The following is a 25,376-nucleotide window of genomic DNA, read 5'->3' on the forward strand; positions in this document are numbered from 1 at the left end:
TTCGAACCGCACGGTTCGCCGCCGAAGCCCACCCGGCCCGCCGAGGGAGCCGACACTCTCCTCGGCGGGCCACTGACCACCACATCTATCCTCTACTGGGGTCCACCACTCGTCGATGCAGACTTATTCGGGCAACGCACACCAGAAGACGGTGGTGGCCCGCCGGCTCACATGTGAGTGTTGCGCCAGCGGGCCGTGCACGCCGCGGGGGACCAACCTTACGACGCACAGTCTGCAGCACCGAAGCTGCTTCTCTCTACGGAGCGACACCAGCCTCGGCGCCCAAGTTCGATACGCCCCGATCATGGGCTGCAACTGTGCTAGAACCGCGACAATCATAGCGGCCACGAGGTGAGTACGCCCCTTATATGCCTGGGCCCTGTCGCACCTCCGCAGATACAACCTAGGCCGCCCCACCATCGCCAGCCCACGTTCCGACGTCGCGGACCTACTGGTCGCGCACGGGCGAGAGTTGGGTCAGGTACACACATTCGACGACAGTGCCGAAATATCGGGGGCGTACCTCTACCGACACTGGTCAACTCAGTCCGTGGAGTCTGTCGAGTTGACCGCTCGAATCGGCGAACCAACTCTGAGGTGTGAAAACTATCGGTACTGGGCAGCACACACTCAGCCCGCCGAACAAGCGCACTTGTCCGCGCGCGCCGCTACGACTGCGCGTCGGCTGTCAGCCCCGACGCGCACGGCCCACCCGGAGTCCCCTCAGAAGTCCGGATGGGCCACCTGGACTGTGCGCCTTTTCTTCAGTCGGATTTGGGCGCACACGGGTCCGCCCGGTCGACTACTGACGAGCGACTGGGCGGACCACCTTGTGTATGCGACCTCATACAGTGGAAGGCGTTAACGATTGGCCCGGTAGTCTCTCCGTTTTCATCGCGAGCCTCGATCCGCGGACCGACCTTGCGTCGGTTCCGGCACGCATGATCTCCGCGGAAGTCCCTCGACAAGGGAGCCGACCACGTGCACGCCAGTCCGCCCCACCTCCGTGCGGATTCCCCTGACGAAAGCTCGAGGAGCTTTCCGTGAAACCCATCGCCAAGTTCAGCGCCCTGTTCTTGTGGCCTGTCCTGCTTATCGCTGTTACCGGCATCGCGGGGAGCCTCGCCCACTCGGTAGGGACAGCCACCCTCGTCTCGGCGATCGTGGCAGGCGGAGCCGCCGCGTGTTTGATACGCCTGCAACGCTGGCGAGCGGTGAGTACTCGCGCATTGAAAGCAACTCGCGTGCAACGAGAACAACGCGCCTACCGTGACCGAAACGGTGTCAGGTACACCTGAGACCGCCAGTGCACACCGATGACTCGTCTCTCGAGGCAGCTACGGTGAAGTGCCCGCATTGGCGACGTCACTCGATCCGACCGGACCATGCCCAGGACGGCGGACGGAGTGGTGGAAGCCTGGGTTGATGCGTGGGCGATCACGGTCGCGGATCATCGGCGGAACGGAAAATTGCTCGGGATCCGTTGCCTGCCAGTGGGGATGCGCGTTCGAGAAATTGGCCTAAGGTCGATCGCGTGAGCACTGTGCCCGTCGTCGGAACCGAACTCGGACGCGACTGCCTCCAATGCGGATGCCCACTGTTGATTACCGTGCTCGAGTTCTACGCCGGTTCACCGCCTGCACTGACCGGCAGCCGGGAAAGCTTCGTTGATTGCCGCAACGGATGCAGCGGCGTTATCGAACAGCCGGTCGGTATCGACATCAGCCGATACTGACCGATACTACGATCGCGCCACTTCGCGGCGAGTGATCACCAACGTCTACCCCCGTCAGCAACCGCTGCAGAGTGGCAACGAGTTGCGGGCGTGAGGCTTTCGCACCGCCGGCGCGATCGAGATGAACATTCTCGGGCCCACACCCACCCGCTCCTGCGAACGAGGGTCGCACACCACGCTTCTTCGTCACTTGTAAGGAACTGGCGGTATATCTACTGACGCACAGCCGAATGACGCTCTGGCGCAACAGGCATCTCTGGACCACACAGCCAGCATCAGGAGTGCTGCCCGCCGCCTTGATCGGTTTCTGCTAGGTGTTGTGGGTATGGACGTTGCTGACGCGGGACTGAAGTAGACGGGCTGGTCCTCAGCGTAAGAATGGGAGTTGCGACACAACCGTTCTCGACCAAAAAGGACCAGCCCTGTGACACACCGTAATGCCCCACTCACCGTGGAAGGAAGACGACGCCTGATCGAGCGGTGCCAGAGTCGTCCGATCGCCCACGTCGCCGCCGAAATGGGGATTTCACGACAATGCGCCTCCACCTGGGTCAACCGGTATCGCAAGTTCGGTGAGCTGGGATTACAGGACCGGTCCAGTACGCCACATCATCAGCCGACCGCCACAGCCGCGGGCATCGTGGCCGAGATCGAAGCGATGCGCCGAACCCGGAAATGGTCGGCCTCACGCATCACTTTCGAACTGCGCACCGACGGCATCACCATTGCCCGTCGAACGGTCACGAAAATCCTGAGAGGCCTGGGATTGCACCGTCGCCGGTTCATCGACCCGAACGGCGAAACCAACCGAAAACCGCAGGTAATCGTTGCAAAACGACCTGGTCAGATGGTGCATGTCGACATCAAGAAGCTCGGGAAGATCCCCGACGGCGGCGGGTGGCGTGCCCACGGCCGCGGCTCCGAGCAGGCCAAACGATCGCAGCGTCGGAAAACGAAGAACAAGCAAGCCCGGGTCGGGTACACCTATTTGCATTCCGCGATCGACGGGAACACCCGCCTGGCGTACACCGAGGCCCGCGACAACGAAACCGCCGCAACAGCCATCGATTTCATGAACAACGCCCGACTCTTCTTCGCCGCACACGGCATCACCCGAATCGAGCGCGTGATTACCGACAACGGGTCATGCTATCGGGCAGCAGATTTCACCGCTTCACTCCGCGAAGCTCGGCACTACCGCATCCGGCCGTACACCCCGAAACACAACGGGAAAGTCGAACGGTACAACCGCATCCTCGCCGAAGAACTTCTCTACTCCCGCGAATACAGCAGCGAGCAGCAACGACGCACCGCCGTCGAAGTCTGGAATGTTCACTACAATTACCACCGACCGCATTCAGCACGCGGAGGACGACCGCCCGCCGCTTACCGCCGGCACCGCGTCACCAACGTCCGTTCCTCCTACAGCTAGGCCTCTCTATGCAGTGATCCACTATCCTTCAGTGTGCGGCGTCGAAAGCATCGATGACGTCTGCTTTGATTCGCCCTCGCGGGGAGACGCCGAAGCCGTTCTTACCGGCCCAGTCGCGGATCGCTTTCAGTTGCTCCGCTGATCGACCAGAACCCGATGTCTTGGTCGCAGTGGGGGTTTTCACACGGGCTTTACCAACAGACGGTATCTTCTCCGCCGCATTGATGTACGGGGCGAACGCCGCCACGATTTTGTCGGCATTGGTGGGTCGAAGATCTATCCGGTAGTCAGCGCCCTGATAGGAGAAGGTGATTTCGTGTTCCAATCCTGCGTCGATAGGTTTTCCGTCGAGATCGTCGATAAGTTGGCGAATGAAAATTTCGGCCACAGGGGAATCCTCTTCGTTGCATACGGAATAAATATCAAGTTCATGTTAACTGATGTATCGGATAATGCGGGGCACCCCTGGTCCGCCCACGCGACCCACCAGTACAGAAACGGCCTCAAGCGTGTTTCCAGGTGGCCGCCCCGATGACATCGCTGAAATCCTTGGTGTCGGACGGACAGTGGGGCTGTCGGTAGAACGGCGTTCTGGCCCGACAAGTCGAGAGAGTGCCCAGCGAAGGAGATTCGCCTAGGATCATTACCGCCCAAATAAATAACTGTCCCAGATGACTGGGGCTGTGGGATAGCTGAAAGATCTGGCTAAAGTGCCTAAACTCTCAGTCCACTACAGCTTCCGAAGCTGAATAGCCTGCCTCGGTGACAGCCTTCTGTGGACGCCACCACTTTTCGTTGTCGCGATACCACTCCACGGTTGCTTCCAATCCACTGCGGAAATTGCGATACCGCGGCTGCCATCCCAATTCCCGTTGAATTCGCGTCGGATCGATCGCGTACCGCATGTCGTGCCCTGGACGGTCAGTGACGAAGTCGAATTCGTCTGGTTTGCGCCCGAAAATCTCGAGCAGGGCTGCAATCACCGTTCGGTTATCCGTTTCGCCATCCGCGCCAATCAGGTACGTTTCGCCTGACGTGCCCCGTTCCAGGATGTCCCAGACCGCACGATTGTGATCGTCGACGTGAATCCAATCGCGAATGTTGCGACCTTCTCCGTACAACCGGGGACGCACGCCGTCGATCAGATTTGTGATCTGGCGCGGGATGAACTTCTCGACATGCTGATACGGGCCGTAATTGTTGGAGCAATTGGAGATCGTTGCCTCGATCCCGAACGAACGCACCCACGCCCGCACAATCAGATCGCTCGACGCCTTCGACGCCGAATACGGACTCGAAGGGTTGTACGGCGTCGACTCGGTGAATCGCGTCGGGTCATCCAGTTCAAGATCGCCGTACACCTCGTCCGTCGAGATGTGGTGATACCGAACCTTATGCGCCCGAACAGCCTGCAGGAGCGAGAACGTACCCATCACGTTCGTCCGGATAAACGGTTCCGGATCATTCAACGAATTGTCGTTGTGGCTTTCCGCCGCAAAATGGACCACTGCATCAGATCGCGCTACCAACTCGTCCACCAAGCCCTGATCGGCGACATCACCGTGGACGAAGTGGATGCGATCCTCCACCTCGGTCAGCGAGCTCCGATTACCGGCATAGGTCAGGGCATCGACAACAGTAACCTCGACGCCCGGATGCGACGCCACCGTCTGGTGAACAAAATTGGCGCCGATAAACCCGGCACCTCCGGTGACCAGCAGTCGCACGTTCATCTCCTCAAGCTTGCCGAACCCTTCGAACCTTACCGCTCATCGGTGCCCGATCCGTTTTCCCATCGGTGCCCGATCCGTTTGCTTCAATCCGCCCACGTACAGGACACTGCACGTATGCGTGGAATCATTCTGGCCGGCGGCACAGGCTCGCGCCTGCACCCGATCACTCTCGGAGTGAGCAAGCAGATGCTGCCGATCTACGACAAGCCGATGATCTACTACCCGCTTTCCACCCTGATGCTGGCGAATATTCGCGACATTCTCATCATCACCACGCCGCACGACGCTGAACAATTCAGGCGCCTGCTCGGTGACGGTTCCCAATTCGGCGTCAATCTGACTTACGCGATCCAGCACGAACCGAACGGACTCGCAACAGCATTCGTCCTCGGCGCCGAACATATCGGGAACGATTCCGTTGCGCTTGTCTTGGGCGACAACATTTTCTACGGCCCAGGCCTGGGCACCCAGCTGAAACGATTCTCGGACATCGACGGAGGGGCGATCTTCGCCTACTGGGTCTCCGATCCCACCGCCTACGGTGTCATCGAGTTCGACGACGCCGGACGCGCTATCTCCATCGAGGAAAAGCCGGAATCTCCGAAATCGAACTACGCCATCCCCGGACTGTATTTCTACGGCAGCGACGTTGTGGACGTCGCGCGAGACCTGAAGCCTTCCGACCGAGACGAATTCGAAATATCCGACGTCAACCGTCACTACCTCGATGCAGGCCGCCTACAAGTGGACATCCTCCCCCGCGGAACCGCCTGGCTCGATACCGGAACCTCGGACTCCCTACTCGAAGCCGCCAACTACGTGCGAACAATCGAGCACCGCCAGGGCCTCAAAATCGGCTCACCCGAAGAAGTTGCCTGGAGGCAAGGATTCATCACCTCCGACCAAATGCGCTCCCAAGCAGAAACATTAGGCAAATCTGGCTACGGCGACTACCTCCTCCCCCTACTCGAACACGGCAAGGAATGGTGACATGGACATCCGTGAACTGAGAATTGCCGGAGCTTGGGAAATCACTCCCCGACAATTCGGAGACAACCGCGGCGTCTTCCTCGAATGGTTCAAAAGCTCAGCCTTCACCACCGCAACAGGCCGCAACCTCGAACTGGCGCAAGCTAATTGCTCGGTTTCTGCAGCAGGAAGTTTGCGCGGAATCCACTTCACCGACACACCTCCCGGGCAAGCCAAGTATGTCACCTGCGTCAAAGGAGCATTCCTCGACGTCATCGTCGACCTACGCGTCGGATCCCCGACGTTCGGCGAATGGGATTCCGTCCTGATCGACGACATCGACCGCAAAGCGGTCTACCTGTCCGAAGGCCTGGGGCACGCCATTCTGTCCCTCGAAGACGGATCAACCGTCATGTATCTCTGCAGCATCGAGTACTCCCCACAATTCGACCGCGATCTCAATCCATTCGATCCTGACCTGAACATCGCCTGGCCCACCACGGACCGGGCAGGTCAACCTCTGGCCTACGAACTGTCTGAAAAAGATAGTGCCGCAACATCACTCGAGGCGCTGAGAACAAGCGGATCTCTGCCGACTGTGACAGAAAGCCCGTGTTCGCCGAGGACTTGGCGTTGAGGCACACTCGCTTTCCTCGATCCACCGATCGTTGTGAATGTGGCCTTGTTCGAGCCGCACCGCAGAACGGTTGATCGTCGTTTGCCATTGGGTTAGACAACGTGCAACGTGAGCGACAGGACACTGTTCGGGCTCGTACTCCGTCTCAGCGGGGGCCGTTATCCAACTTGCGAGACCTGTCAAGCAATTCTGTGAGATTTCGAAATTCAGTTCTACCAAACGGTTCTGGAGCAGGTTACTGATCCTCTACCTCACCCCAGAGAATTCGCGGCAACGCGACCCGGCATCAGATATAAGTGCGCCATCCGCGCAAAGGTCAACTGACGCCGAATGCTCTCATCAGTGGCAAGCGGGCGCAATCGGCGTGTCAAATGGTGCATTTTGCGCACCGCCACAAGCGGTTGTACCAGGGTGCTTCCGATTCGCGCTACCGGCGATTTATCGACCGCGGTGTTCACACCGACGGTTTGGCCGTCAGAAATCCGATATCGAACTACCATCTCGTCATCAACATCTAATGCGTTACGACTGGCAGCGAAGAGAGACAACCACCGGTCATGAAGCCAACCCGGTGGTACCGGTAACGTCGTTGCTACCGAAGCCATTTCGATCATCATCGCGGCCCCCGTCGCCATCGGCGATCTGATCACCGAGCGGAAACGCGCTAGCGGGCTCGCTGAATCCCAGTTATCGAGTACCGGAAAATTCTCGCGAAGCGTGGAATTCAATAGTTGACCCGACTCGTCGATGAGCATCCCGTCGCCTACTGTGACCGCCGCTCCGGTAGCCACCAGACGCTCAGATTGGTGTGCCAGACGATGTGGTTCCCACACATCATCCTGATCTGAGAACGCAACGAACCTACAGTGCACTATCTCACGCAGGCCAAGCTCGAAATTCGCAGCGATTCTGGTGAAAAGTTCGATCCCCGGTGCCGGAGGTGCCTGTACCACCCGGAGTTCGATTCCTGATTCTGCAACCAGTTGTCTGACCGTCGAGACTGATGAGTCCTGCGATTGATCGTCGACCAGCACGATCAGTGCGGGCACAAGACTCTGCGTCAAGATTGATCGAACCTGCTCGGGCAGATAGCGCTCCCCGTTATGAGTAACGATCACAACACCGATGGATTCACTCATTAGTGTGACCTCTCGATCCTGCAGGACCGCGCCTTCGCATCACCACTGTGTGAATCCTTGCTCCGTAATTCTTAGGATGTGCTGCCACGCATCGCAGTTTCGAACATAGGCCAGGAATCATGCAGGTCGTCCTGCCAGTATCCCCAGTCGTGAGTACGGTTGACACGAAAATTGAAGGTGTAGTCGATACCGACCGTGTCAAGCCGTGAGGTCAGTCGGTTAGTGCACATGTTGGTGGCGGCTTCGATGAGGCCGCCGACCACCAGGCGATCAACCCATGCTTTCGGGTCTCGGTCGATGCCCGGTGAGTCGAATGTGTCGTGAGGGCCTGGCAGCCCGGCGCCATTAGAAATATAGATTTCAGTTCCGCGCAACTTGTCCGCTCGAAGGTACGGGTCGTTCGCTGCCCACGTCGGGTCATCTGTGGGGCCCCACATGTTTGCGGTATCGCCACCTCCCCTGCCCTCCACTAGAATTCGGACGTACAGCGCGCCGAGTGGGTCACTTGTCTGAGCGCAACCGCTGTACGATCCCACTGCGCTGTACAGTCCTGGGGCCTCGATGGCCAGGCTCAGAACGGAAGTGGCCGCCATCGAGATTCCGGCAATCGAGTTCTTCCCGTTGGTTTTCAGGACGTCGTCGATAATCGGTGGGAGCTCGCGGGTCAAGAAGGTCGACCATTTATTCCTGCCCAATACCGGATCGTCGTTCTTCCAATCGGCATAGTATGTGTACGCGCCTCCGCGTGGCATGACCACATTAACGTTTTTGTCGGCGAAAAAATCTTTCACATCTGTTTTCTGTTCCCAAAGTTCGCCGAGCAAGTAGAGAACCGGCAGGGATTCGTTTCCGGTCTCTGGCCGCAACACGTCCAACACGATCACACGATCCATAGATTCCGAGTACACGGACAGCTCCCATTGCCTGTCGGCGACATGGACCAATCCCGTCGAGCGTGAAGGCGACGAGGCGGCGGCGGGTTCCGCAAAACTTGGTGCAGTGCCGGAACCAATTGTCAGTATCACTGTCAATAGACCTACAACGATTCCGGACGACATGCGATTGATCATAGTAATGCCTCTCTTTGCTCCACGAAAAAGGAACTCACTGACGACTTCAGCAGGTCGGGACGTCCACCTCTACATGAGCCGGTATTACCAGCGGTTGAATCGGAACACGAGCCTCACCGGACGCTGCAGGTTCTGTCATCTGAAACTGGATATCCGCGGATTTTCCGGGTTGGGTGAGCACTTGAACGGTAAAAACCGGGTGCCCAAGCTCTTTCGTCATGATCGCAAAGGACGGAGCGCCGTTGATAGTTACCTGGCTGAGTTCGGCTCCTTCTGTGGCGAACAGCGAGACCACCGACCGGTTCGTGCCGGGTGGTCCAGGATACTGCGTGACCTCGGTTCTTCGCCCGACCAGGTAAGATGGATAGTCGTCGCGCATGGGGGCAGTGTTGGTCAGTTGAACATCTACTGTGGAATTACGTCGTTCATCTTCGCACGAATCCGCCCGGTACGCGATGCTACGAGCCAAATAGTAATCCATCTTGCCGCCGGCTCCATTGTTGACAATCACGTTGGCGTAAGGAGCAGAATCTTCGGGTACGGTGTGGGCGACCGCGGTCCCCGCAATGAATTCTTGTTCTGTGGGATTCGCACTCCAGACAGATATCCGCTGTTCACTGACAGCCCTTGAGATCGCCTTGAATAGGTCTTTCATGGATCCCGATCGAGAATTTATTTTCTCGATAACCGCCTTCGCGATATCTTGCAGGTAATCCTTGCGGGCATACTGATCTTCACCGAAGCGGAAGTAGGCCTGGTTCAGCGTGATGTCAACAACATTCGACTCGTCGATGATCTCCCCGTCAGGCATCTGAATGGGGCCGACGGCCGACAGGATGTAGCTCAACGCGACTGGGTCTGTTGCGATGACTCCATCGACCGTCAAGCCGGAATGCTGGGCCCAGATCGATCGCCAGATCTGTGCAGCGTATGGGAAGTGGGGACTGAAATTCGCATTTTGCCAGTTCGTGGTGCTCGCCAGGTCTCCGCCATACATTTTCTCGAATTCAGGGCCTAGGTCGATTGGATCGTATTTCAATTCGAGTTCGAGATTACTCTCGGGTTTTTCGACCGAAATCTGGCCGTTCTCTGCACGCACGATCGCGGACCCTCCCATCAATCCTCCCGTCCCGCGGGCCTCCGCATTTGTCTGGAAGGCGACGAAATAGTTGCGAGGTCCCTCTGCCCCAAGCATCGACGGGAGGATCTGGGCTGCTGAGTATCCTGTGTCAAGCCATCCTGTGAGCTGGGTGGTCTGCTCGACTAGTTGAGTGCGAACCCCATCGACAGGCGAGAAAAAGGTCGACGGAATGTCTGCCGCTTCTACGGCAAGGCCTGCCGAAGCCTCCTTCGCCTGAGCGAGAGCGGGAACAGCGTCGGCAAATGCGGCCAAATTCAAATTATGGCCGCTATCTGAGCCGCCTGCAGACAGAACCGCTCCCGTCTTCGACGCCGGAACCAATACATCCGACACCAACCCGTCGACAACATCGATGATGCCTTGCACCGAGCGAAATGGGCTTCCCACGACCGGAACTGCCGCTGCGATGCGCCATGGCAACGAATTTGCGGCCGCGTGAGATCGATCCACGGAGTGCGCCGCAGATTCGATACTGTTGTTGAGCTCGTCAGCGTTGCCACCAAGTAGGGAGGTCTTTATTTGATCTACGCTGTCCCTCGCGGCCATCGCATTGGTGACGGTGACTACCGATTCGTACCCGAACCAGACGGCGAACGTGGACATGATGAGCAGCGCTCCGCCGCCGACCTTGCGCGCGAGTGGACTGCGTGACGTCGTAGGTTCAGCACGGCGGTGCACACCGCCCGTCGCCCGACGACGGCCACCCTGTCTTTCAGCCTTCGTTCCGTCATCATGAATGCTCACAGCGTGTGAAGTTCCCTTCTGCGGTGTCCCGCACCGACAAGTGCCTGATGCAGAATCGGAGAGTCGTAGCGTGCGAACGAGGTGCCAAACTGGTTCGCGCCAGTTCATTCTCACTCAATACGCACCGTCGCCCCTGATTACGGTCCGCACGGTCTTGACCACGATCAACAAATCCTGAACTAGAGACCAGTTTTCGACATACAGTAGATCCAGTCGGACAGTCTCATCCCATGGCAAATCGGACCTGCCGCTGGTCTGCCACAGTCCAGTCAGTCCAGGTTTCACCAACAATCGGCGACGAATTTGATCGTCGTAAGCTTCGGTCTCGCGCAGCAGTGGCGGCCGAGGTCCGACTACACTCATCTCACCGCGGAGAACATTCAAGAACTGGGGCAGCTCGTCGATACTGTATCGGCGAAGCCACGAACCGACCCGTGTCATTCGAGGATCGTCACGAACCTTGAACAGCACCCCGCCCTCCACCTCGTTCGTGTGCATCAACCCGAGAAACTTCGAGTCTGCGTCGACAACCATCGAACGAAGTTTGAACATTCGGAAGGGCACACCGCCCAAACCTATCCGCTCCGATATATAGAAAGCGGGACCCCGGTTGTCGATTTTTATTGCGAGTGCGGCAATCGCGATTAATGGTGCCGTAGCGGCGAGCGCCAGTAGCGCGAAAATAACATCGAAGGACTTTTTTCCGAACTTCTTCGCTCCATGATATTGGGGCTTTTCGATGTGAATCAACGGAAATCCTGAAACTGGGCGCATTTCCAAGCGAGGACCGGAAATATCGATCACCCCCGGCGAGACAACCAAATCAACATTGAAGGGTTCGAGGTCCCACACCAGCTTTCGCATTCCCTTTAAACCTAAATATTCCGTCGCACTGACCACTACGGTATCTGCATTGGATACTTTTAAAGCCTCGAGCAGGCAACTCTCGTCGCCATAGATGGGAATATCTCTGCCAAGAGATGAAATGTAGGTTTCGGCACCAATTTCAAAGTTCGGAACGCATGCACCGACAACACGGTATCCTGAACCTGGGTCGCGTGCGAACGAAGTATCTGCTTCAGCAACAGCTTCTCGGCTACCGATCAGAATTATCGAAGTTTGCAAAAGCCCTCGAACACGCTTGGCTGCAATTCGTCTCCGCCACATACGTCGACCGACTAAAATGCCCATGAGCCCAACGGAAAATCCTACCGCGAGGTATCCGCGGCCAAGGTCGAATTTCAGCAGCAGGGAACCCATCGCGATCAGTCCGAACAGACGTACGGTGGACGTAACGACTCGGCGATACTCCTCGGGCCCGCTTCCGACTACTCGCGGCGATCTAGTCCGATTGATCGCCAGAAAGCTCAACCACAAGACCGCAAGAACAATTGATATGAGAGTGTAACGCAGATGCTCGGACCCCCAGGCCTCGAATGTCGCGTCGGCCATCACTCTCGCCCATTGCGCAACCAATACGGCGCCCGCAATTACCAATGTATCCGTTATGCGGAGACCCCGAATATACTGCTGTTCCCAGGCCCGTGCCCCACGAACTTCAGGCTCTCGGGTCGCAATCCCCATACGGAATTTGTTCCGGTTCTCACCGTAATTCGAACTGTCCGAGGACTTCAACATTGCGGTGTTCCCTGCAGCAGACGACTGGCATCACCGGCGCGCGTCTCGTGACAGATATTTGGCATAATCAGATCGTGTCTGTAGTGTTCCAGCGGCCGCCGAGAGCCAAGTATCCGCTCCGTTCGACGCCGTAGCTTCCTCTTTCTACGAGCAAACGCACGGCTCCTCTAACGTGATCGAATACGTGTTGTGTGCTCTGGTCTGACACCGCCGCATGTACGACGAACTCCCCAGAAGTCAGAGGCAAGGACGGAATCATGAAATTCAACACTCCGCCCCCGTCGATAGCCGGGATCGGAAAGTCCGAGTCACGAGTATTGGTGTCCCAGAGCAGAATCCCATCCACAGTCTCGATCGTGAGAGCGAAGACTGGATTATCGATTCTCTCGCTGGCGGTGTAGTGGATACGAAATTCGATCGGCGCGCCGGCAACCACCTGCATCAGATCAGATGTTTCGCCGTAACCGACGACCTCCACTGCTTCCAACCGTGCTTCACCCGATCCGTAGCGGATTCTACCTTGCGCGTCTCGGCCGAGGTCTGTCCGCGTCGAGTCGAAATACTGCGCGAGTACTGAACTGGCGGGGCCGACAGCCTTCACCTCGCCGTGTTCGAGCCAAGCCGCGTGGTCGGACATATTCCTTAGTGCCGCGATCGAATGTGCGACTACCACTACCGTGCGACCTTCGTGGCGTATTTGAGCGAATTTTGCGGTACACTTCTCCTGAAAAGCTGCATCACCAACAGCTAATACTTCATCTACAACGAGTATTTCTGGTTCAACGGTGATGGCAACCGAAAATCCGAGACGGACGTACATTCCGCTGGAATAGTTCTTTACCGGTTGATCGATAAATTCCTCAACTCCGGAGAAATCTACGATTTCGTCAAACTTTCGATCGATTTCAGCCTTCTTCATTCCGAGTATCGACCCGTTGAGGTACACATTTTCGCGACCAGTCAATTCGGGATGAAATCCTGATCCTACTTCAAGAAGCGCAGCCAGTCGGCCCGATGTTTTGATAGATCCTTTTGTTGGATACAATATTTGTGCGATGCATTTGAGAAGCGTTGACTTTCCGGACCCGTTGTTACCAACCAGCGCAAAGGTCGATCCGCTCGGAATCTCGAAGGAAATGTCTTTGAGCGCCCAGAAGTCATCGTGAACTGATATCCGTCGACGCATGACGGCAGTTTTCAATGTCTGATTACGCTCGTGATATATTCGAAATTTCTTCGATATATCTTCGATGTTTATTGCATACTCGCTCATAGCGCTTCAGCCAATCCCTTCACGTGCCGCTGGAAGACGAGGCTGCCAACGACGAAAGCTCCGACGGACCAACTGACACAAGCAATCAAATTCGCAGTTTCAGGCATCCGATTGTCATAAATGAGATTGCGAATCACCTCCAAAAATTGCCCGATCGGGTTCAAGTTGTAGATATCCGCCAAAGTAACGCCAGCCACAAGGGGGCCAATTTTGTCGGATTGCTCAACAACTAATGCAGCAGGATATACTATCGGCGTTAAATAGAACCAAAGCTGAAAAAGTATGTTCACAAAATGTTGAGTGTCACGGAAGTACACATTCGCAATCGAGGCAATCATCGAGATTCCTGTTGCAAACAGCCAGAGCAAGATCATTACCACGAAGAGGCAGGGAAGCCAAATCAAGACCTTCGATCCCACCAATACCAGCGCGACAATCAGTACTGCCATCTCGATCAACCAAGTGAAAGCCGAGGAAAGCGAGTTCGCGATCACCAGTGATACGCGCGAGAAATGGACCTTCTGAATGAGGTTCGCGTTACCGACGAGTGAGACCATCCCCCCGTTAACCACATTGGTGAAAAATGTCCAAGGCAGGAGCGCGCACAGCAGCCACAAAGCAAAAACATCGATGCCACTAGGGTCTCCGGGATCAGGGGTGATCTTGATGATGTAGGAAAAGACGACCGTGTAAATTGCCATGGCCATCAGAGGGTTGGCCAGCGACCAGAGTTGGCCGAAGGCAGTCCCCTTGTACTTGGCTTTGATTTCTCGTCGAGTCAGGTTGAGAAGAAGCTCCCGTGAATCACGCAGCTCCCTCACCATGGAAAACCGCAAGTGTCTCCTTCGGTTCCGGCCAGAATTCACCTGAGCACGGTAGTGAAAAATTTGAGTATATCTGACAACCGAACATCCGATCGGACGTTCAGCCCTCACGCATGATACGAGCGGCCGAACGAAGCCGCGTCAGTACCGAATCCGAACGCACCGGTGGACCCGCAGCGCCGCTCGACCGGTTCTCCATTGACGGAACCAAATCGAAGCGCCATGTCGCCCCCGAACGCAAAACTTTGGCCGGCACACCTGCGCAGACACAGTTACCGGGCAGCGTCCCGCGAACCAACGACATCGCCCCTACGACCGATCCATCGCCGATACGCGCCCCCTTGAGCACCATCGAACGCTGTCCTATCCAGACCCGGTTACCGATCTCGATGTCCTTAGCAGGGTTTATTCTCTCCGATGTCTCGACATCGATAATCGAGTGCATATCGCTGATCGAGACGTCGATCTGGCCAGCGAAAAGTACTCCAGATCCCATATCCACGCGACCGGGTTCATGCATCAGAATTCGTGTCGACCCGTTGAAACCACTGTCCGACCCGACGGTGAAATGGCCGTCTCGTTCGGTGAAGACGAAGATGTCGTTCAGCACCGTGCGGGCGTTGATCCGAACCGAACTCTCGGAACCCAAGTCCAGGTACATACCCGCACTCGTACAACCGGGGCCGACAGATATGTGGTTGTCGTTACCACGAAAAATCACGGTCCCGTTCAGCGAGTCCCGCGAACGCCCATCCACAGCAACCGTGTTCCGCTCGCCCCGGTCATCAACAGTGAGCATCGGGCTTCTCCTCACAACAGGTAGAGTCCGAGTGCAGAATGCTGGCTGCCTCCGCTCGAATCGATCCGATTCGTCGCGCACTGCGGACATCCGACAGTAAACACGACCGTCTAATTCATGGCGAGACCGCCCGTGCCGACCTAGCGAGCATCAATCTAAACGCGTGTATCGTCCGCGTCGTCCAGGCCGGAGAACGAGAACGGCAGTTCATGCACTAGTCTTTGCGATCGTCGAGTGAATCGCACCCGGTTCACAGCCTAAGTGAGAAGGCTCCCTATGAAGAAGAGTATGCCACCCAACGCCGTAACTGTTGTGGTTCCGGTCTATGGAGATTGGGACTCTTTGGCCCAATGTATCGACTCATTGCTGCTCAACGTTACATCACTACATCAGGTGATCCTCGTCAATGACGTTGGACCAAACGCCGACTTTCTAGAATCAGCTATACTCGAAAAAATATCAGGTCTACCCAATTTCCGATATTTTCGAAATGAAGCCAATATTGGATTCGTCAAAACATGTAATCGAGCCGCATACGAACTCGATACCACCGATAATGATATCCTCCTACTCAACAGTGATACGATTACAACGCCGGGATTTATCGAAGAAATGGCCACAGTACTCGCATTGTCATCCCGGCACGGGACCGTGTGCCCACGTAGCAACAATGCAACTATTGCCTCAATTCCACTGAACTTCAAGAACAGCGAAATCCTGGAAAGAGATATTGACTACGCCCGAGACTTACATACTTCCTTAAGTGGGAGACTTCCCAGATTCAGCATAGTTCCGGTCACCCCGGGATTTTGCATGCTAATACGGCGTACTCTAATAAAGAATTTCAATTTGTTCGACGAAATTTACGGACACGGATACAGCGAAGAGAACGACTTTTGCCTACGAATCAACAAGTACGGCTACTCTTCCGTCATGGCGAACCGCGCGTTCGTAGCACATCTGGAAACTAAAAGTTTCACAGCCGAACAAAAAAGTGCATTGCAGACAACTAATGAGCTCATCATGACCAAGCGATATCCATACTATAATGAATTTGTTCGCAAATATTTTGACTCTTATATCGATCCAGTCGACCGATTTGCCGACGTCATCGCAGGAACTAGCGGCCCCACCAAAGTTTTGATCAACCTTCATCACCTTTCTAATACCTACAATGGAACGTCACGAAACGCCCTCAGTCTACTGTCGTACATCCGTGACCAGTCCTCCAGTTTACTTGACATCGAATTCACGGTGGTCGCTGGATCTGAAAGTGCAAAGTTTCACCATCTAGATACATATGGAATTCGCCTCATAAAAAGTCATGACATTGATGAACTTTTCGATGTCGGATATTGCCCCAGTCAGATATTTCATGCCGAAACATTGCATATAATGAATAAATATTGCCTGAGAATTGCGTTCTCCCATCTGGATATTATTGCAATAAGAAGCAATCATCTTCTATCTCAGGATTACCAGTATCGGACAATCCTCGATGATGCAGTTACCTTTTCCGACAGAGTCATCTCCATCAGCGATTTCTCTCGTGATGATTTTGGCGACTATTTTGGCTGCGCAGAGACGGAACGTCCAGGAAAATTTGTTACGGTATATCAAGGGTATCCCGAAAATCATACTTTCACTGGCGCATCATCATCTGACATACCCACCACGGTGCGCGCACTTATTTCAATTGGTCGCTATGCCCTCGTTTTCGGAAACGATTTCGATCACAAGTTGGTCCGCGAGACGCTGCCACACCTGTCGAAGTGTGTCGAGGAAATTGTTGTCATAGGACCCACGAAGCTAGACGGTATAAAGACTGGAAACACAAAGGTACATTTCGTCGGGAGTGGCGGCCTGTCCGACCGCGCCGTCGATGAACTGCTCGAGAACGCTCAATTTATATTCTTTCCCTCCGCCTACGAGGGGTTTGGTCTTCCCATCGCGGAAGCAGCTAAACATCGAAAACCTCTCGTAGTTCAACGTACCGAAGCTTCGGAAGAGATTTGCAAACTATACGAATCCATCATTCCTATCGGCTATTTCAACGAGCTCAGTGAAATAACCACCGCGGTGAGTACTGCACTATCAGAGTTTGAGTCAGACCCCCACGCTGTCGGCCGTACCTTGAGTGACTACAACCGAGATGTCGTGCAGATCATCACCGAACTTGCCGCAACTGAGATCGACGACGCAAAGCTCAGAGAACGATGGACCTACCTCGCTAAGGTTCAGGACTATGCGACTGCGGAACAAACCCGGCCCCTCAGTCGAGTTCTTAACCATGCTGTCATCGTGGTGAGGGCAAGGTACCTGATGAAGTTCAAAGCTCGCTTTCCCAATCAGTACCTCCGGGCACGAGATTTGTATCGACGCTCTCGACTGATATCCCGCTGAGTACAGAACGTCAACAGAACGCCGTGCCCATGTGTGTCGCGTGGCCTTTTTCGTTCCCAAGTGCCTTAACAACGGCTGCCCCGTACTCGCCTTCAGCTGTCCGCTTGTCGCGATAGGCACCAAGCCAAACCGCGCCACCTCCATCGCTCGATGATCATCGAGAAAGCGGTAGATGCCTCGGAAACCGATGTTCCCGAGGCATCTACCATTTTTGTCTTGGCAATTCTCCATGCTGATGTCTATTCGAGTGCGCACGCGCGCCTATCATCGACAAGGGATATGGAGCTAACTCGGTTACTTCCCATATCGCGAAAGTTAATCTCACACCGACATATGTTGGATTATTACGATGGAAACTCCCAATGTGGAGAACGAATCACGCAGGATATTCCAAGGCGATATTCGTTCCGTCCACGAAGGAAGATTTACGTTGACCCGCAGACCAACCGGATCTTTCTATAGATTCGATAACCTTTGGATTCGACGATAAATCGGAAATCAGTTTCGAAAATTCGTCGGCGTAGTTCTGTCCATCGAAATTTTTCGCACTGACTTGCCGGCATGTTAGTGACATTACTGCCAGTTCACTAGCTGTAGTTTCAAGCACGCGTATCAGCCCCAAACGTAAATCTTGCGCATTCCTAGACTCGAAAAGCCAGCCAGTTTCTCCATCTGACACCACTTCCGATACACCAAATACGTCCGCAGCGAGAACTGGAACCCCAAACGTCATTGCTTCGAGGATTGATCTCGGAAGGGATTCGACATCGGATGCACTCACTAGCACATCCGCGGCACGAAACCAGCGATACGTATTTGAATCGATATCAACGATACGCACTGACGAACTTATCCCAAGATCGTTGACCGCTCGGATGACTGAATCGCCGTATGGGCTAGGATGGTTGCCGACGATGACCAGTTTTGCATTAGGATAGTTTTCGACGACTGCGGCGAATTCATACACAAGGGCGAACTGCGACTTCCGTTCCTGAACTATTCCCATGCAGAGCAGAATGAAATCCGATTCCTCGAATCCCAATCCCTCTCGAATTGTCGACTTGGAGTGTTCGGCCTCGTAACTTTTAATCACTGGGAGGTCGATACCGTATCGAATGCAGCGGGTACGAAGTTGTGGCAACATGTCGCGAAACATGTTCTCCGTAGCTTCGGCTACGAATATGTTCACATTAGTATTGAGAAGAGTCGTTCGCAGTCTTCCGACCACATTCTGGTCAGGTTTCTTAAGATGGCCACCCCACAGGTGTGTATTGAAGACGTCTAACTGAAATGACTCGTGGATGACCCAAGCGACTGGAATTCCAATCTGGATAGCCGCGTCGGCGCCGATGAACTCACCGAGGGTATTAGAAATAACCACATCACATTTCCAAGCGAGCAACAACGCGGAAAGCTCAGCGCGGCGGTCGACGTATCTGCGCGCGTCTGACGGGGTTTCCGATCCTATGTGGACCTCGATGTCTGCAGATTCGAGCTCCGCTCGCAATACGCCGTCGCGTGGGCAGATCACCAAGAAATCGGCGACCTCGTCGGCCGCCATCCTCAGCAGCAGCTCCTGCAGATACAGCTCGCCGCCGCCGATGTTCAGGGAGTGGGCAAATACACACACGCGCGGCCTATCCACCGTAAGCTCCGGAGCTGAACGACTCAGATCCCCGAAACTGGCAGCGGAAGGCAACGCCGGCACGGGTACTTGCGCGGCAACGGTCACGACAACACGATTCGACCGCCACGCGGTACCGTCTGCAGCAACTGCTCGCACGGAAATCGAGACCTTGTGATCTGCTTTTCCTGCCGGCAATGCAATTGTCTCGCTGAATCCAGCTCCAACGTCAAACATAACGTCTTGGACCTTCGCAGCAACCACATCGTGGCGAGGCTCGCACCGACGCGCTCGTATCGGTTTCTCGTTGTCAATCTGGATTAGCACAACGTCGGCAGCTCGTTGTCCGATCATCGCCCACCCTGCAACCCTGACAACATTCTGGCTGACCACGTCCCCCTGGCGAGGAAAGTCAAGGTTACCGCTCACGTTTTCGGTGTTTGCTGAGCGTTGCAAGATCCGTCTCAGAGAGAAGCTCCGCGCTCCGTTCAACATTCGAGAGGATCTAGCCTTAAACGTACGACGAACTCGCCCATTGAATGCTGTGGTATAGCTTTTCATGTCACGTAACATAGCTTAGATTTGGCGTAACTGAACTATCACGTGGTCGGTTATGACGACGCTGAAGGATACTGCGAGGAGATAGCTGAGATCCCCAGCAGAATCCGTGTGGCCACAGGGTTGGGTCGGCCACAGAGTCGTGCCTCTTGCCATGGGCGATGGTATTTCGTGGCAGAGTCCGGCCGACTGCGCAAACACCCCCATCGAACGACTCAGGCGATGTCGGATGCAGCCACTATGCGTTCGGTTCGGTTCATCAGGGGCTGGTAGACGGTCTTGCGGCGCTGGAGGAACGCGGGCTGTGAGGCACATTGGTTTTCGTTTGTTACTTCGAGTTCGTTCTCGTAGAGAGTCGTTTCGACCAAATGGACAATATTGCGGCAGTCAGACGCTGGCGCGAAAGCCTGTGACGCCCCGAACCACCCGATCGATATGTGAGTCGTCCATACTCGCCCAGAGTGGCAATCGAATCAGGCGAGACGAGAAGTCCATGCTTCTGACGCAGGGGGTCGGTGTGCGACCAAATTTATAACCGGCGGGGCTCGTATCGAGTGGAAGGTAGTGGAACGGTGCTGAAATTCCCAGTGCATGGAGGTGGCTGATCAAGTCATCACGGTCCTGTTCGGTCGCAGTCAGCATGTAGAACAGATGCCCTGTATGTTCACGATCGGCAGGAACCGACATCAATTGCACGCGGTTCGCAGTAGCCCATTCAGGAAGCGCGCGAGAATATGCATCCCAAACGTAGCGCCTTCTGGATTGGATGATATCGAATTCATCAAGTTGGGAACTGAGCACCGCCGCATTGAATTCACTTGGAAGGTAGCTCGATCCAAGGTCCTGCCAGGTGTACTTGTCCACCGATCCACGCAGGAATCTGGCTCGGTCGGTGCCCTTCTCCCGGATCATCTCCGCACGCGACATCAACGCCTGGTCGCTGATCAGAATGGCTCCGCCCTCACCACAATGAATGTTCTTGGTGTCATGGAAGCTCAGAGTGCCCATCACTCCCAGTGTGCCTAACTTCCTACCTCGCCAAGTGCCTCCAAGTCCGTGCGCATTGTCTTCGACTATAGGAAGTCCGTATTGCTCGGACAGGGAGAGTAAAGTCTCCATATCGGCTGCAACACCCCCATAGTGCATGACGTAAATCGCATTGGTTCGAGAAGTGATCGCCGCGACGACCGAGTCGGGGTCGATATTTCCTGTGGAAGTATCAATGTCCACGAATACACAAGTTGCGCCGCGTAAGGCCACAGAATCTGCTGCGGAGGGAAACGTGAAGCTGGGGATAATTACTTCGTCCCCGACGCCGAGGTCAAGTAACAAGCCAGCCAATTCGAGGGCATGTGTGCATGACGTCGTCAACAGCATATGCGGCGCCCCTGTTATCAACTTGAGCTTGGCGGTAGCTGCGGCAGTGAAGGGGCCGTCTCCGTGGGCATGATCGGAGAGCAGTACTGCCTCAATGTTCGCCAATGACTCCTTCGTGCGATACGGCCTGCTGAACGGAATCGTAGTTTCATACTGCATTCGTCAGCACTCCAATCGGGATGATCAGTACAGGTACACCACAGGACTTCGATGGACTGCCCGGCGGGGCATCGCGGGTCGAGTTACCTCTGTGACCGAGCATTCGCACGTTGCACCTGTCGCATTGGCACCTAAGGCCGAAAAAACTACATCAACACCCGGATAACAGTCCCAATTTGACAACACCGGGTAGCCACAGCGATTGCGTGCACGTTATCACTGCGTGTGCGGTGGAGCAGACGCTGGGCCGTTCGATTCCAGTTCAATCACGAACTAGCTGTTGTGGGTATGGACGTTGCTGACGCGGGATTGAAGTGGACGGGCTGGTCCTCGGTGCGAGAATGGGAATTGCGAAATACCCGCGCTCGACCAAAAAAGGGGCTCTTCCGGTTTGGATCACTAGTTGCTGCAAGGGAATTCACAGATCGCTTCACTGACTTGTAACCACGAGCATCGGCGTACCGGGATCTGCTTGCACACTCCCGCCGATGTTCACTTCGGACTCGCCCCGGAAATGCCGCTGACTGCAGAAGTGTCCTCGTTGCAGCTCGCGAGCAACACCCTCACCGTTTGGGCACCACAGCTGCGCCGAAATTTCTTAATCTACCCGACAGCGTCTAAATCTCCGACCGGCCGCCGAATCCAAGTCTGCAGAGGACTCCGAAACCGCAACCGCTCAACACCTATTGGACTCAACCGCCTTGACAAGTTCCGGTCACCTGATGAGGGTCATGCCAAGCACTTGGAGGCAGGCCTGTAAGGGGCCACAACCTCGCGACAACGAGGTCGGGCAGGCTTCTAATTAAGCCACCGAAGCAAGACTGGGCCGGCGTCTCCGCCACAACACAGTGGACAACCCGGCAAGTACATCCCGAAGGAGCAAAGCGATTCATGAGTCACGCGCCGCTGTAGCGACGACACCTACTCTGTCAGCCAGCCGCTGGTGGGCCGTCAACAACACCTAAATGCGATTCAGGCACGTCACGAAGAATGTCGCATTTCTTCTTGTAACTAGGATTTTCCGGATCATTAAAAGCGGCTTCGTCGTATACGGCCTTAAGAGCGGTGAGGCCGATGACTTTCAGCGACAAACCAAAGAAATCGAAGCAGTCGAAATGATGTTCGCCAGGGTGATACAACTCGATAGAATCCAATTCTATCTTCGAACCTCCCTTGAGTAGAATTAGGGAACGCCACTCAGAATCGAAGCTGTGCTCGATTTCCCTGTCGTTGAGTATTGCCAACACACTCCCGAGGCATGCATCTGGCACAAGAAAATCCAAATCGTTCACAGGAATACTTTCATCCCCGGTGTAATGACGGACGGCAAGACTACCATAGATAATAGGTGTGACACCTACCTCGTCGCAGATTGACAGCACCTCTTCACAGAATGATTTGAAACGTAGCAGTGATTTATCCACTAATATCCCTTTGAGAATTGAGGAAGCCAGACACAGGATCTATGAACCTTTCTTCGACTTGGACGGAATTCGACTACTGCCAGGCGATGAAAGTGGATGGTGGCCTCGCCACGGTGCAGCCGAGTCCGAAGCTTGTCACTACTACATCGCTTTTCCGTCTTGGCACCCATTGAGGCATCTGAACGGGTCAGGCTGGGTTGACTACTGTTTACCTTCACCAGTTTTCGACTATTCCTGCAGCCTGCACTGTGGATCCTTGAGTTTCTACTCGTGACTGTCGACGGCCTTTTCGACGATCCCCGGCAGCGCCTCTACCTGACAGTGACTGAACACCGGACGTCATCAGCGCACGAGTTCCAGAAAAAGATCCTTGTATTCCGCGGCGTAGCCTTGCCCGTCGAAACTGCGTGACGCGCCGCGGCTTTGTGCGGACATTTCCGAGAGTTCCGTCTCGCTGCACTCCAGCGCACGACGCAGTCCTTCCCTGAGTTGCGATCCGCAACGCGGTTCGAACAGCCAGCCAGTGGAACTGTCCGAGACAACCTCGGCCGTACCGAAAATGTCGGTGGCAAGTATGGGAAGGCCGAAAGCCATGCCCTCGAGGAATGAGCGTGGAAGCGATTCGCTATCTGATGCATTAACCAGAATATCAGCACATGCGTACCACCGGTAGTGATCCGGATCGACGTCGATAACCTGCACGGAATCTTCTATCCCGAGTTCAACGACACGTCGCTTGACTGCGACACCGTAGGCCGTCGGAACATAGCCCACCAGAACGAGTTTCGCGTTCGGGAATTCGTCGAGAACGGTAGCGAATTCATTCACGAGCGGGATTTGGGCTTTACGTTCGGTGAGGGTGCCTATGCAGAGAAGAACACGGTCGGCCGGAGAGAAGCCGAACGCTCGACGAATCGCATCCCGGTCATGTGTCTGCTCGTATTGCGTAATCTTGTCCAGCTCGATTCCGTAACGGATGCAGCGTGTCCTTGCAGCCGGTTCCATCTGCTGAAGCATCTCACGCGTCGCTTCCGATTCGAAGATCACAGCATTAGCCGTTGTCAGCGCGACACGAAGTCGTTCCACGACTTCTTCCGGCATCTCTGCTCGGCGATCTCCCCACAAGAGGCGGTTGAACACGTCGATGCCGAATGACTCGTGAATCACCCATACGGACGGCAGACCGAGCGCCGACGCGGCCTCGACCCCGATGAACTGCCCCATGGTGTTGACCATAACGACGTCACAACGCCACGCCAGCAGCACACTGCTCAGCTCGGCGACGCGATCGACGTATCGGCGCGCATCGGCAGGTGGATCCGAACCAATGTGCACCGCAATGCCCACTTCCTCCAGAGCGGTCCTCATGACACCGTCCTCGGGGCAGATCACCATGAAGTCCGCGACACCGGCAGCAGTCAGGCGAAGCAGCAGTTCTTCCAGGTAGAGCTCTGCGCCGCCGATACTCAACGAATGGGTAAAAATGCAGATCCGCGGCCTCACCGAGGGTTCACGTACCGGCACCTCGAAGTCACGGGCGAAGGCGGCTTTCGGCAACTCCGCCGGCTGTGCCGGTTGTACAACTGTGAAGGTGACCGGCGTCGAGTTCCAGATCCTCCCCGACCGCCCGACCGCGCGCACTTTCAACGTGATCTGGTCGGTCGCAGCAGTCCTCCGTATCGGCACCAACTCGTAATATCCAGCACCGAAATCCTGAGCCACCACGGCGTCCACGAGATCGGGGCGAAGATCGCACCGGCGGGCCCGAATCGGCGGTTGTTCGTCGATACAGATTTCGATGAAGTCGGCGGCCTGTCCGTCGATCACCACCCAGCCGTTGACCTGAACGACCGGTCCCGCTATCACCGCTCCGGAGCAGGGTTCGTCGACGCTGCCATCCGTTACCGCAACATCCTCGACAACCCCCGATACCAATAAATCACCGCCATCCACCACAACGACGTCCTCAACGACCGGTCCCGCAATCACCGCTCCGGAGCAGGGTTCGTCGACGCTGCCATGTTCGTCGACGCTGCCATCCCTTACCGCAACATCCTCGACAACCCCCGACACCAATAAATCATCACCGTCATCGATTGCAACCATGTCTGATTCACACTGGTCGCCCGAATCCTCTGTGGATAGAACACGGATTGACCGTCGCCCGAAGGAACGTCGGCAGCTCGCCGTGACTGCGACGACCTCGAGGACCTCACCGGCCCAGGACGGAGACACCTCCAGATCGAACGACCAACCACTCCTTGCCGCGAAGTCTCCAACAGCCTCAGCTACGTCGGAGCGGTACAAGATCGGGACTGCAAGTGCAAGCAACTTCCCGCTGAGGCGCACGGCGACGTCTACGCTTTCATCCTCGGAGGCGGCCCAGCCGGAGATACTCAAAATACCCGCGTGCGTCGATATCTCCGACTCCTCGACCGCATCGAGTTCCCAATACCCCAGAATGGACGCGGACGCCGAGATTTGACGACCGAATCTCCGCGTCCCGGCCCTCAGTCGCTCCATCTCCTGTCCGACACGATTGGAAACCCGTCGCAGAATCCTTGCCTCGATATCTTGAGCCATGTGCGGAACGATAACTTATCGTCCGAGGGGTGCCGTATCGGCAACACAATCAAAGGTTCGGGCACCGCATATGACCTGCAACGCCTTCGCCGATCTACGAGCACTGATCATGCG

General features: G+C 55.6%; 19 protein-coding genes. 6 read left to right on the forward strand and 13 right to left on the reverse strand.

What is annotated here, in order from left to right; genetic code table 11:
* Positions 1–1,043 precede the first annotated feature (1,043 nt).
* From M0639_RS34570 to M0639_RS34580, 3 genes are all read left to right on the forward strand, one after another.
* Positions 1,044–1,298, forward strand: a complete 255-nt coding sequence (locus M0639_RS34570; RefSeq protein WP_064074570.1) for a hypothetical protein — start codon at positions 1,044–1,046, stop codon at positions 1,296–1,298.
* A 236-nt stretch (positions 1,299–1,534) separates the two neighbouring features.
* Positions 1,535–1,735, forward strand: a complete 201-nt coding sequence (locus tag M0639_RS34575) for a hypothetical protein (RefSeq protein ID WP_054801272.1) — start codon at positions 1,535–1,537, stop codon at positions 1,733–1,735.
* A 424-nt stretch (positions 1,736–2,159) separates the two neighbouring features.
* Positions 2,160–3,167, forward strand: coding sequence for an IS481 family transposase (locus M0639_RS34580; protein WP_064074568.1), 1,008 nt, complete (start codon positions 2,160–2,162; stop codon positions 3,165–3,167).
* Between the two features lie 28 nt (positions 3,168–3,195).
* Here M0639_RS34580 and M0639_RS34585 read toward each other — a convergent pair whose 3' ends face one another.
* Together M0639_RS34585 and rfbB are read right to left on the reverse strand one after the other, a co-directional pair.
* The gene (locus M0639_RS34585) at positions 3,196–3,555 is read right to left on the reverse strand and encodes a histone-like nucleoid-structuring protein Lsr2 (RefSeq protein ID WP_064074567.1); all 360 of its coding nucleotides are present in this window, start codon (positions 3,553–3,555) and stop codon (positions 3,196–3,198) included.
* A 334-nt stretch (positions 3,556–3,889) separates the two neighbouring features.
* Positions 3,890–4,894 (reverse strand): dTDP-glucose 4,6-dehydratase, encoded by a 1,005-nt coding sequence (gene rfbB, locus M0639_RS34590; RefSeq protein ID WP_064074580.1) that lies wholly within the window; start codon positions 4,892–4,894, stop codon positions 3,890–3,892.
* 120 nt (positions 4,895–5,014) lie between these two features.
* Here rfbB and rfbA point away from each other — a divergent pair, with 120 nt between their 5' ends.
* Positions 5,015–5,890 (forward strand): glucose-1-phosphate thymidylyltransferase RfbA, encoded by an 876-nt coding sequence (gene rfbA / locus M0639_RS34595; RefSeq protein ID WP_064074566.1) that lies wholly within the window; start codon positions 5,015–5,017, stop codon positions 5,888–5,890.
* Between the two features lies 1 nt (position 5,891).
* Positions 5,892–6,506 (forward strand): dTDP-4-dehydrorhamnose 3,5-epimerase family protein, encoded by a 615-nt coding sequence (locus M0639_RS34600; protein WP_064074565.1) that lies wholly within the window; start codon positions 5,892–5,894, stop codon positions 6,504–6,506.
* A gap of 251 nt (positions 6,507–6,757) precedes the next feature.
* Here M0639_RS34600 and M0639_RS34605 read toward each other — a convergent pair whose 3' ends face one another.
* From M0639_RS34605 to M0639_RS35055, 7 genes are all read right to left on the reverse strand, one after another.
* Entirely contained in the window at positions 6,758–7,645 is an 888-nt protein-coding gene (locus tag M0639_RS34605; RefSeq protein WP_064074564.1) for a glycosyltransferase, read from the reverse strand.
* Between the two features lie 71 nt (positions 7,646–7,716).
* Complete coding sequence (locus M0639_RS34610) at positions 7,717–8,703, reverse strand: alpha/beta hydrolase (RefSeq protein ID WP_228232810.1); 987 nt, start codon at positions 8,701–8,703, stop codon at positions 7,717–7,719.
* A gap of 58 nt (positions 8,704–8,761) precedes the next feature.
* Positions 8,762–10,600 carry a DUF4012 domain-containing protein gene (locus M0639_RS34615; protein WP_197486178.1) on the reverse strand — a complete coding sequence of 613 codons (1,839 nt, stop codon included), beginning with the start codon at positions 10,598–10,600 and terminating at the stop codon, positions 8,762–8,764.
* 114 nt (positions 10,601–10,714) lie between these two features.
* Complete coding sequence (locus M0639_RS34620) at positions 10,715–12,238, reverse strand: exopolysaccharide biosynthesis polyprenyl glycosylphosphotransferase (protein WP_082893201.1); 1,524 nt, start codon at positions 12,236–12,238, stop codon at positions 10,715–10,717.
* A 67-nt stretch (positions 12,239–12,305) separates the two neighbouring features.
* A complete protein-coding gene (locus M0639_RS34625; protein WP_064074561.1) occupies positions 12,306–13,511 on the reverse strand; it encodes an ABC transporter ATP-binding protein in 1,206 nt (401 codons plus the stop codon).
* Complete coding sequence (locus tag M0639_RS34630; protein ID WP_228232805.1) at positions 13,508–14,347, reverse strand: ABC transporter permease; 840 nt, start codon at positions 14,345–14,347, stop codon at positions 13,508–13,510. Before M0639_RS34630 ends, M0639_RS34625 begins: the two co-directional genes overlap by 4 nt.
* Before the next feature lie 88 nt (positions 14,348–14,435).
* Positions 14,436–15,134: an acyltransferase gene (locus M0639_RS35055; protein ID WP_197486177.1), complete on the reverse strand. Its 699-nt coding sequence runs from the start codon at positions 15,132–15,134 to the stop codon at positions 14,436–14,438.
* Between the two features lie 276 nt (positions 15,135–15,410).
* On the opposite strand from M0639_RS35055, the gene M0639_RS34640 reads away from it, so the two are divergent.
* Positions 15,411–17,537, forward strand: coding sequence for a glycosyltransferase (locus M0639_RS34640; protein WP_082893199.1), 2,127 nt, complete (start codon positions 15,411–15,413; stop codon positions 17,535–17,537).
* A 376-nt stretch (positions 17,538–17,913) separates the two neighbouring features.
* On the opposite strand, the gene M0639_RS34645 is transcribed toward M0639_RS34640, so the two are convergent.
* From M0639_RS34645 to M0639_RS34660, 4 genes are all read right to left on the reverse strand, one after another.
* The gene (locus M0639_RS34645; protein WP_197486176.1) at positions 17,914–19,398 is read right to left on the reverse strand and encodes a glycosyltransferase family 4 protein; all 1,485 of its coding nucleotides are present in this window, start codon (positions 19,396–19,398) and stop codon (positions 17,914–17,916) included.
* 708 nt (positions 19,399–20,106) lie between these two features.
* The gene (rffA, locus tag M0639_RS34650) at positions 20,107–21,255 is read right to left on the reverse strand and encodes a dTDP-4-amino-4,6-dideoxygalactose transaminase (RefSeq protein WP_064074555.1); all 1,149 of its coding nucleotides are present in this window, start codon (positions 21,253–21,255) and stop codon (positions 20,107–20,109) included.
* Between the two features lie 929 nt (positions 21,256–22,184).
* Positions 22,185–22,679 (reverse strand): hypothetical protein, encoded by a 495-nt coding sequence (locus M0639_RS34655; RefSeq protein ID WP_156525041.1) that lies wholly within the window; start codon positions 22,677–22,679, stop codon positions 22,185–22,187.
* 342 nt (positions 22,680–23,021) lie between these two features.
* Complete coding sequence (locus M0639_RS34660; RefSeq protein WP_064074554.1) at positions 23,022–25,262, reverse strand: glycosyltransferase family 4 protein; 2,241 nt, start codon at positions 25,260–25,262, stop codon at positions 23,022–23,024.
* Positions 25,263–25,376: the final 114 nt, after the last annotated feature.

Source organism: Rhodococcus qingshengii JCM 15477 (assembly GCF_023221595.1).
Classification (GTDB): domain Bacteria; phylum Actinomycetota; class Actinomycetes; order Mycobacteriales; family Mycobacteriaceae; genus Rhodococcus_F; species Rhodococcus_F qingshengii.

Coding starts and splice junctions, on each gene's coding strand:
- M0639_RS34605 (WP_064074564.1), bottom strand. CDS start 7,645: ATGAGTGAATCCATCGGTGTTGTGATCGTTACTCATAACGGGGAGCGC.
- M0639_RS34645 (WP_197486176.1), bottom strand. CDS start 19,398: ATGTTTGACGTTGGAGCTGGATTCAGCGAGACAATTGCATTGCCGGCA.
- M0639_RS34660 (WP_064074554.1), bottom strand. CDS start 25,262: ATGGCTCAAGATATCGAGGCAAGGATTCTGCGACGGGTTTCCAATCGT.
- M0639_RS35055 (WP_197486177.1), bottom strand. CDS start 15,134: ATGCTCACTGTTGATGACCGGGGCGAGCGGAACACGGTTGCTGTGGAT.
- M0639_RS34600 (WP_064074565.1), top strand. CDS start 5,892: ATGGACATCCGTGAACTGAGAATTGCCGGAGCTTGGGAAATCACTCCC.
- M0639_RS34640 (WP_082893199.1), top strand. CDS start 15,411: ATGAAGAAGAGTATGCCACCCAACGCCGTAACTGTTGTGGTTCCGGTC.
- M0639_RS34625 (WP_064074561.1), bottom strand. CDS start 13,511: ATGAGCGAGTATGCAATAAACATCGAAGATATATCGAAGAAATTTCGA.
- rfbA (WP_064074566.1), top strand. CDS start 5,015: ATGCGTGGAATCATTCTGGCCGGCGGCACAGGCTCGCGCCTGCACCCG.
- rffA (WP_064074555.1), bottom strand. CDS start 21,255: ATGCAGTATGAAACTACGATTCCGTTCAGCAGGCCGTATCGCACGAAG.
- M0639_RS34620 (WP_082893201.1), bottom strand. CDS start 12,238: ATGTTGAAGTCCTCGGACAGTTCGAATTACGGTGAGAACCGGAACAAA.
- M0639_RS34610 (WP_228232810.1), bottom strand. CDS start 8,703: ATGTCGTCCGGAATCGTTGTAGGTCTATTGACAGTGATACTGACAATT.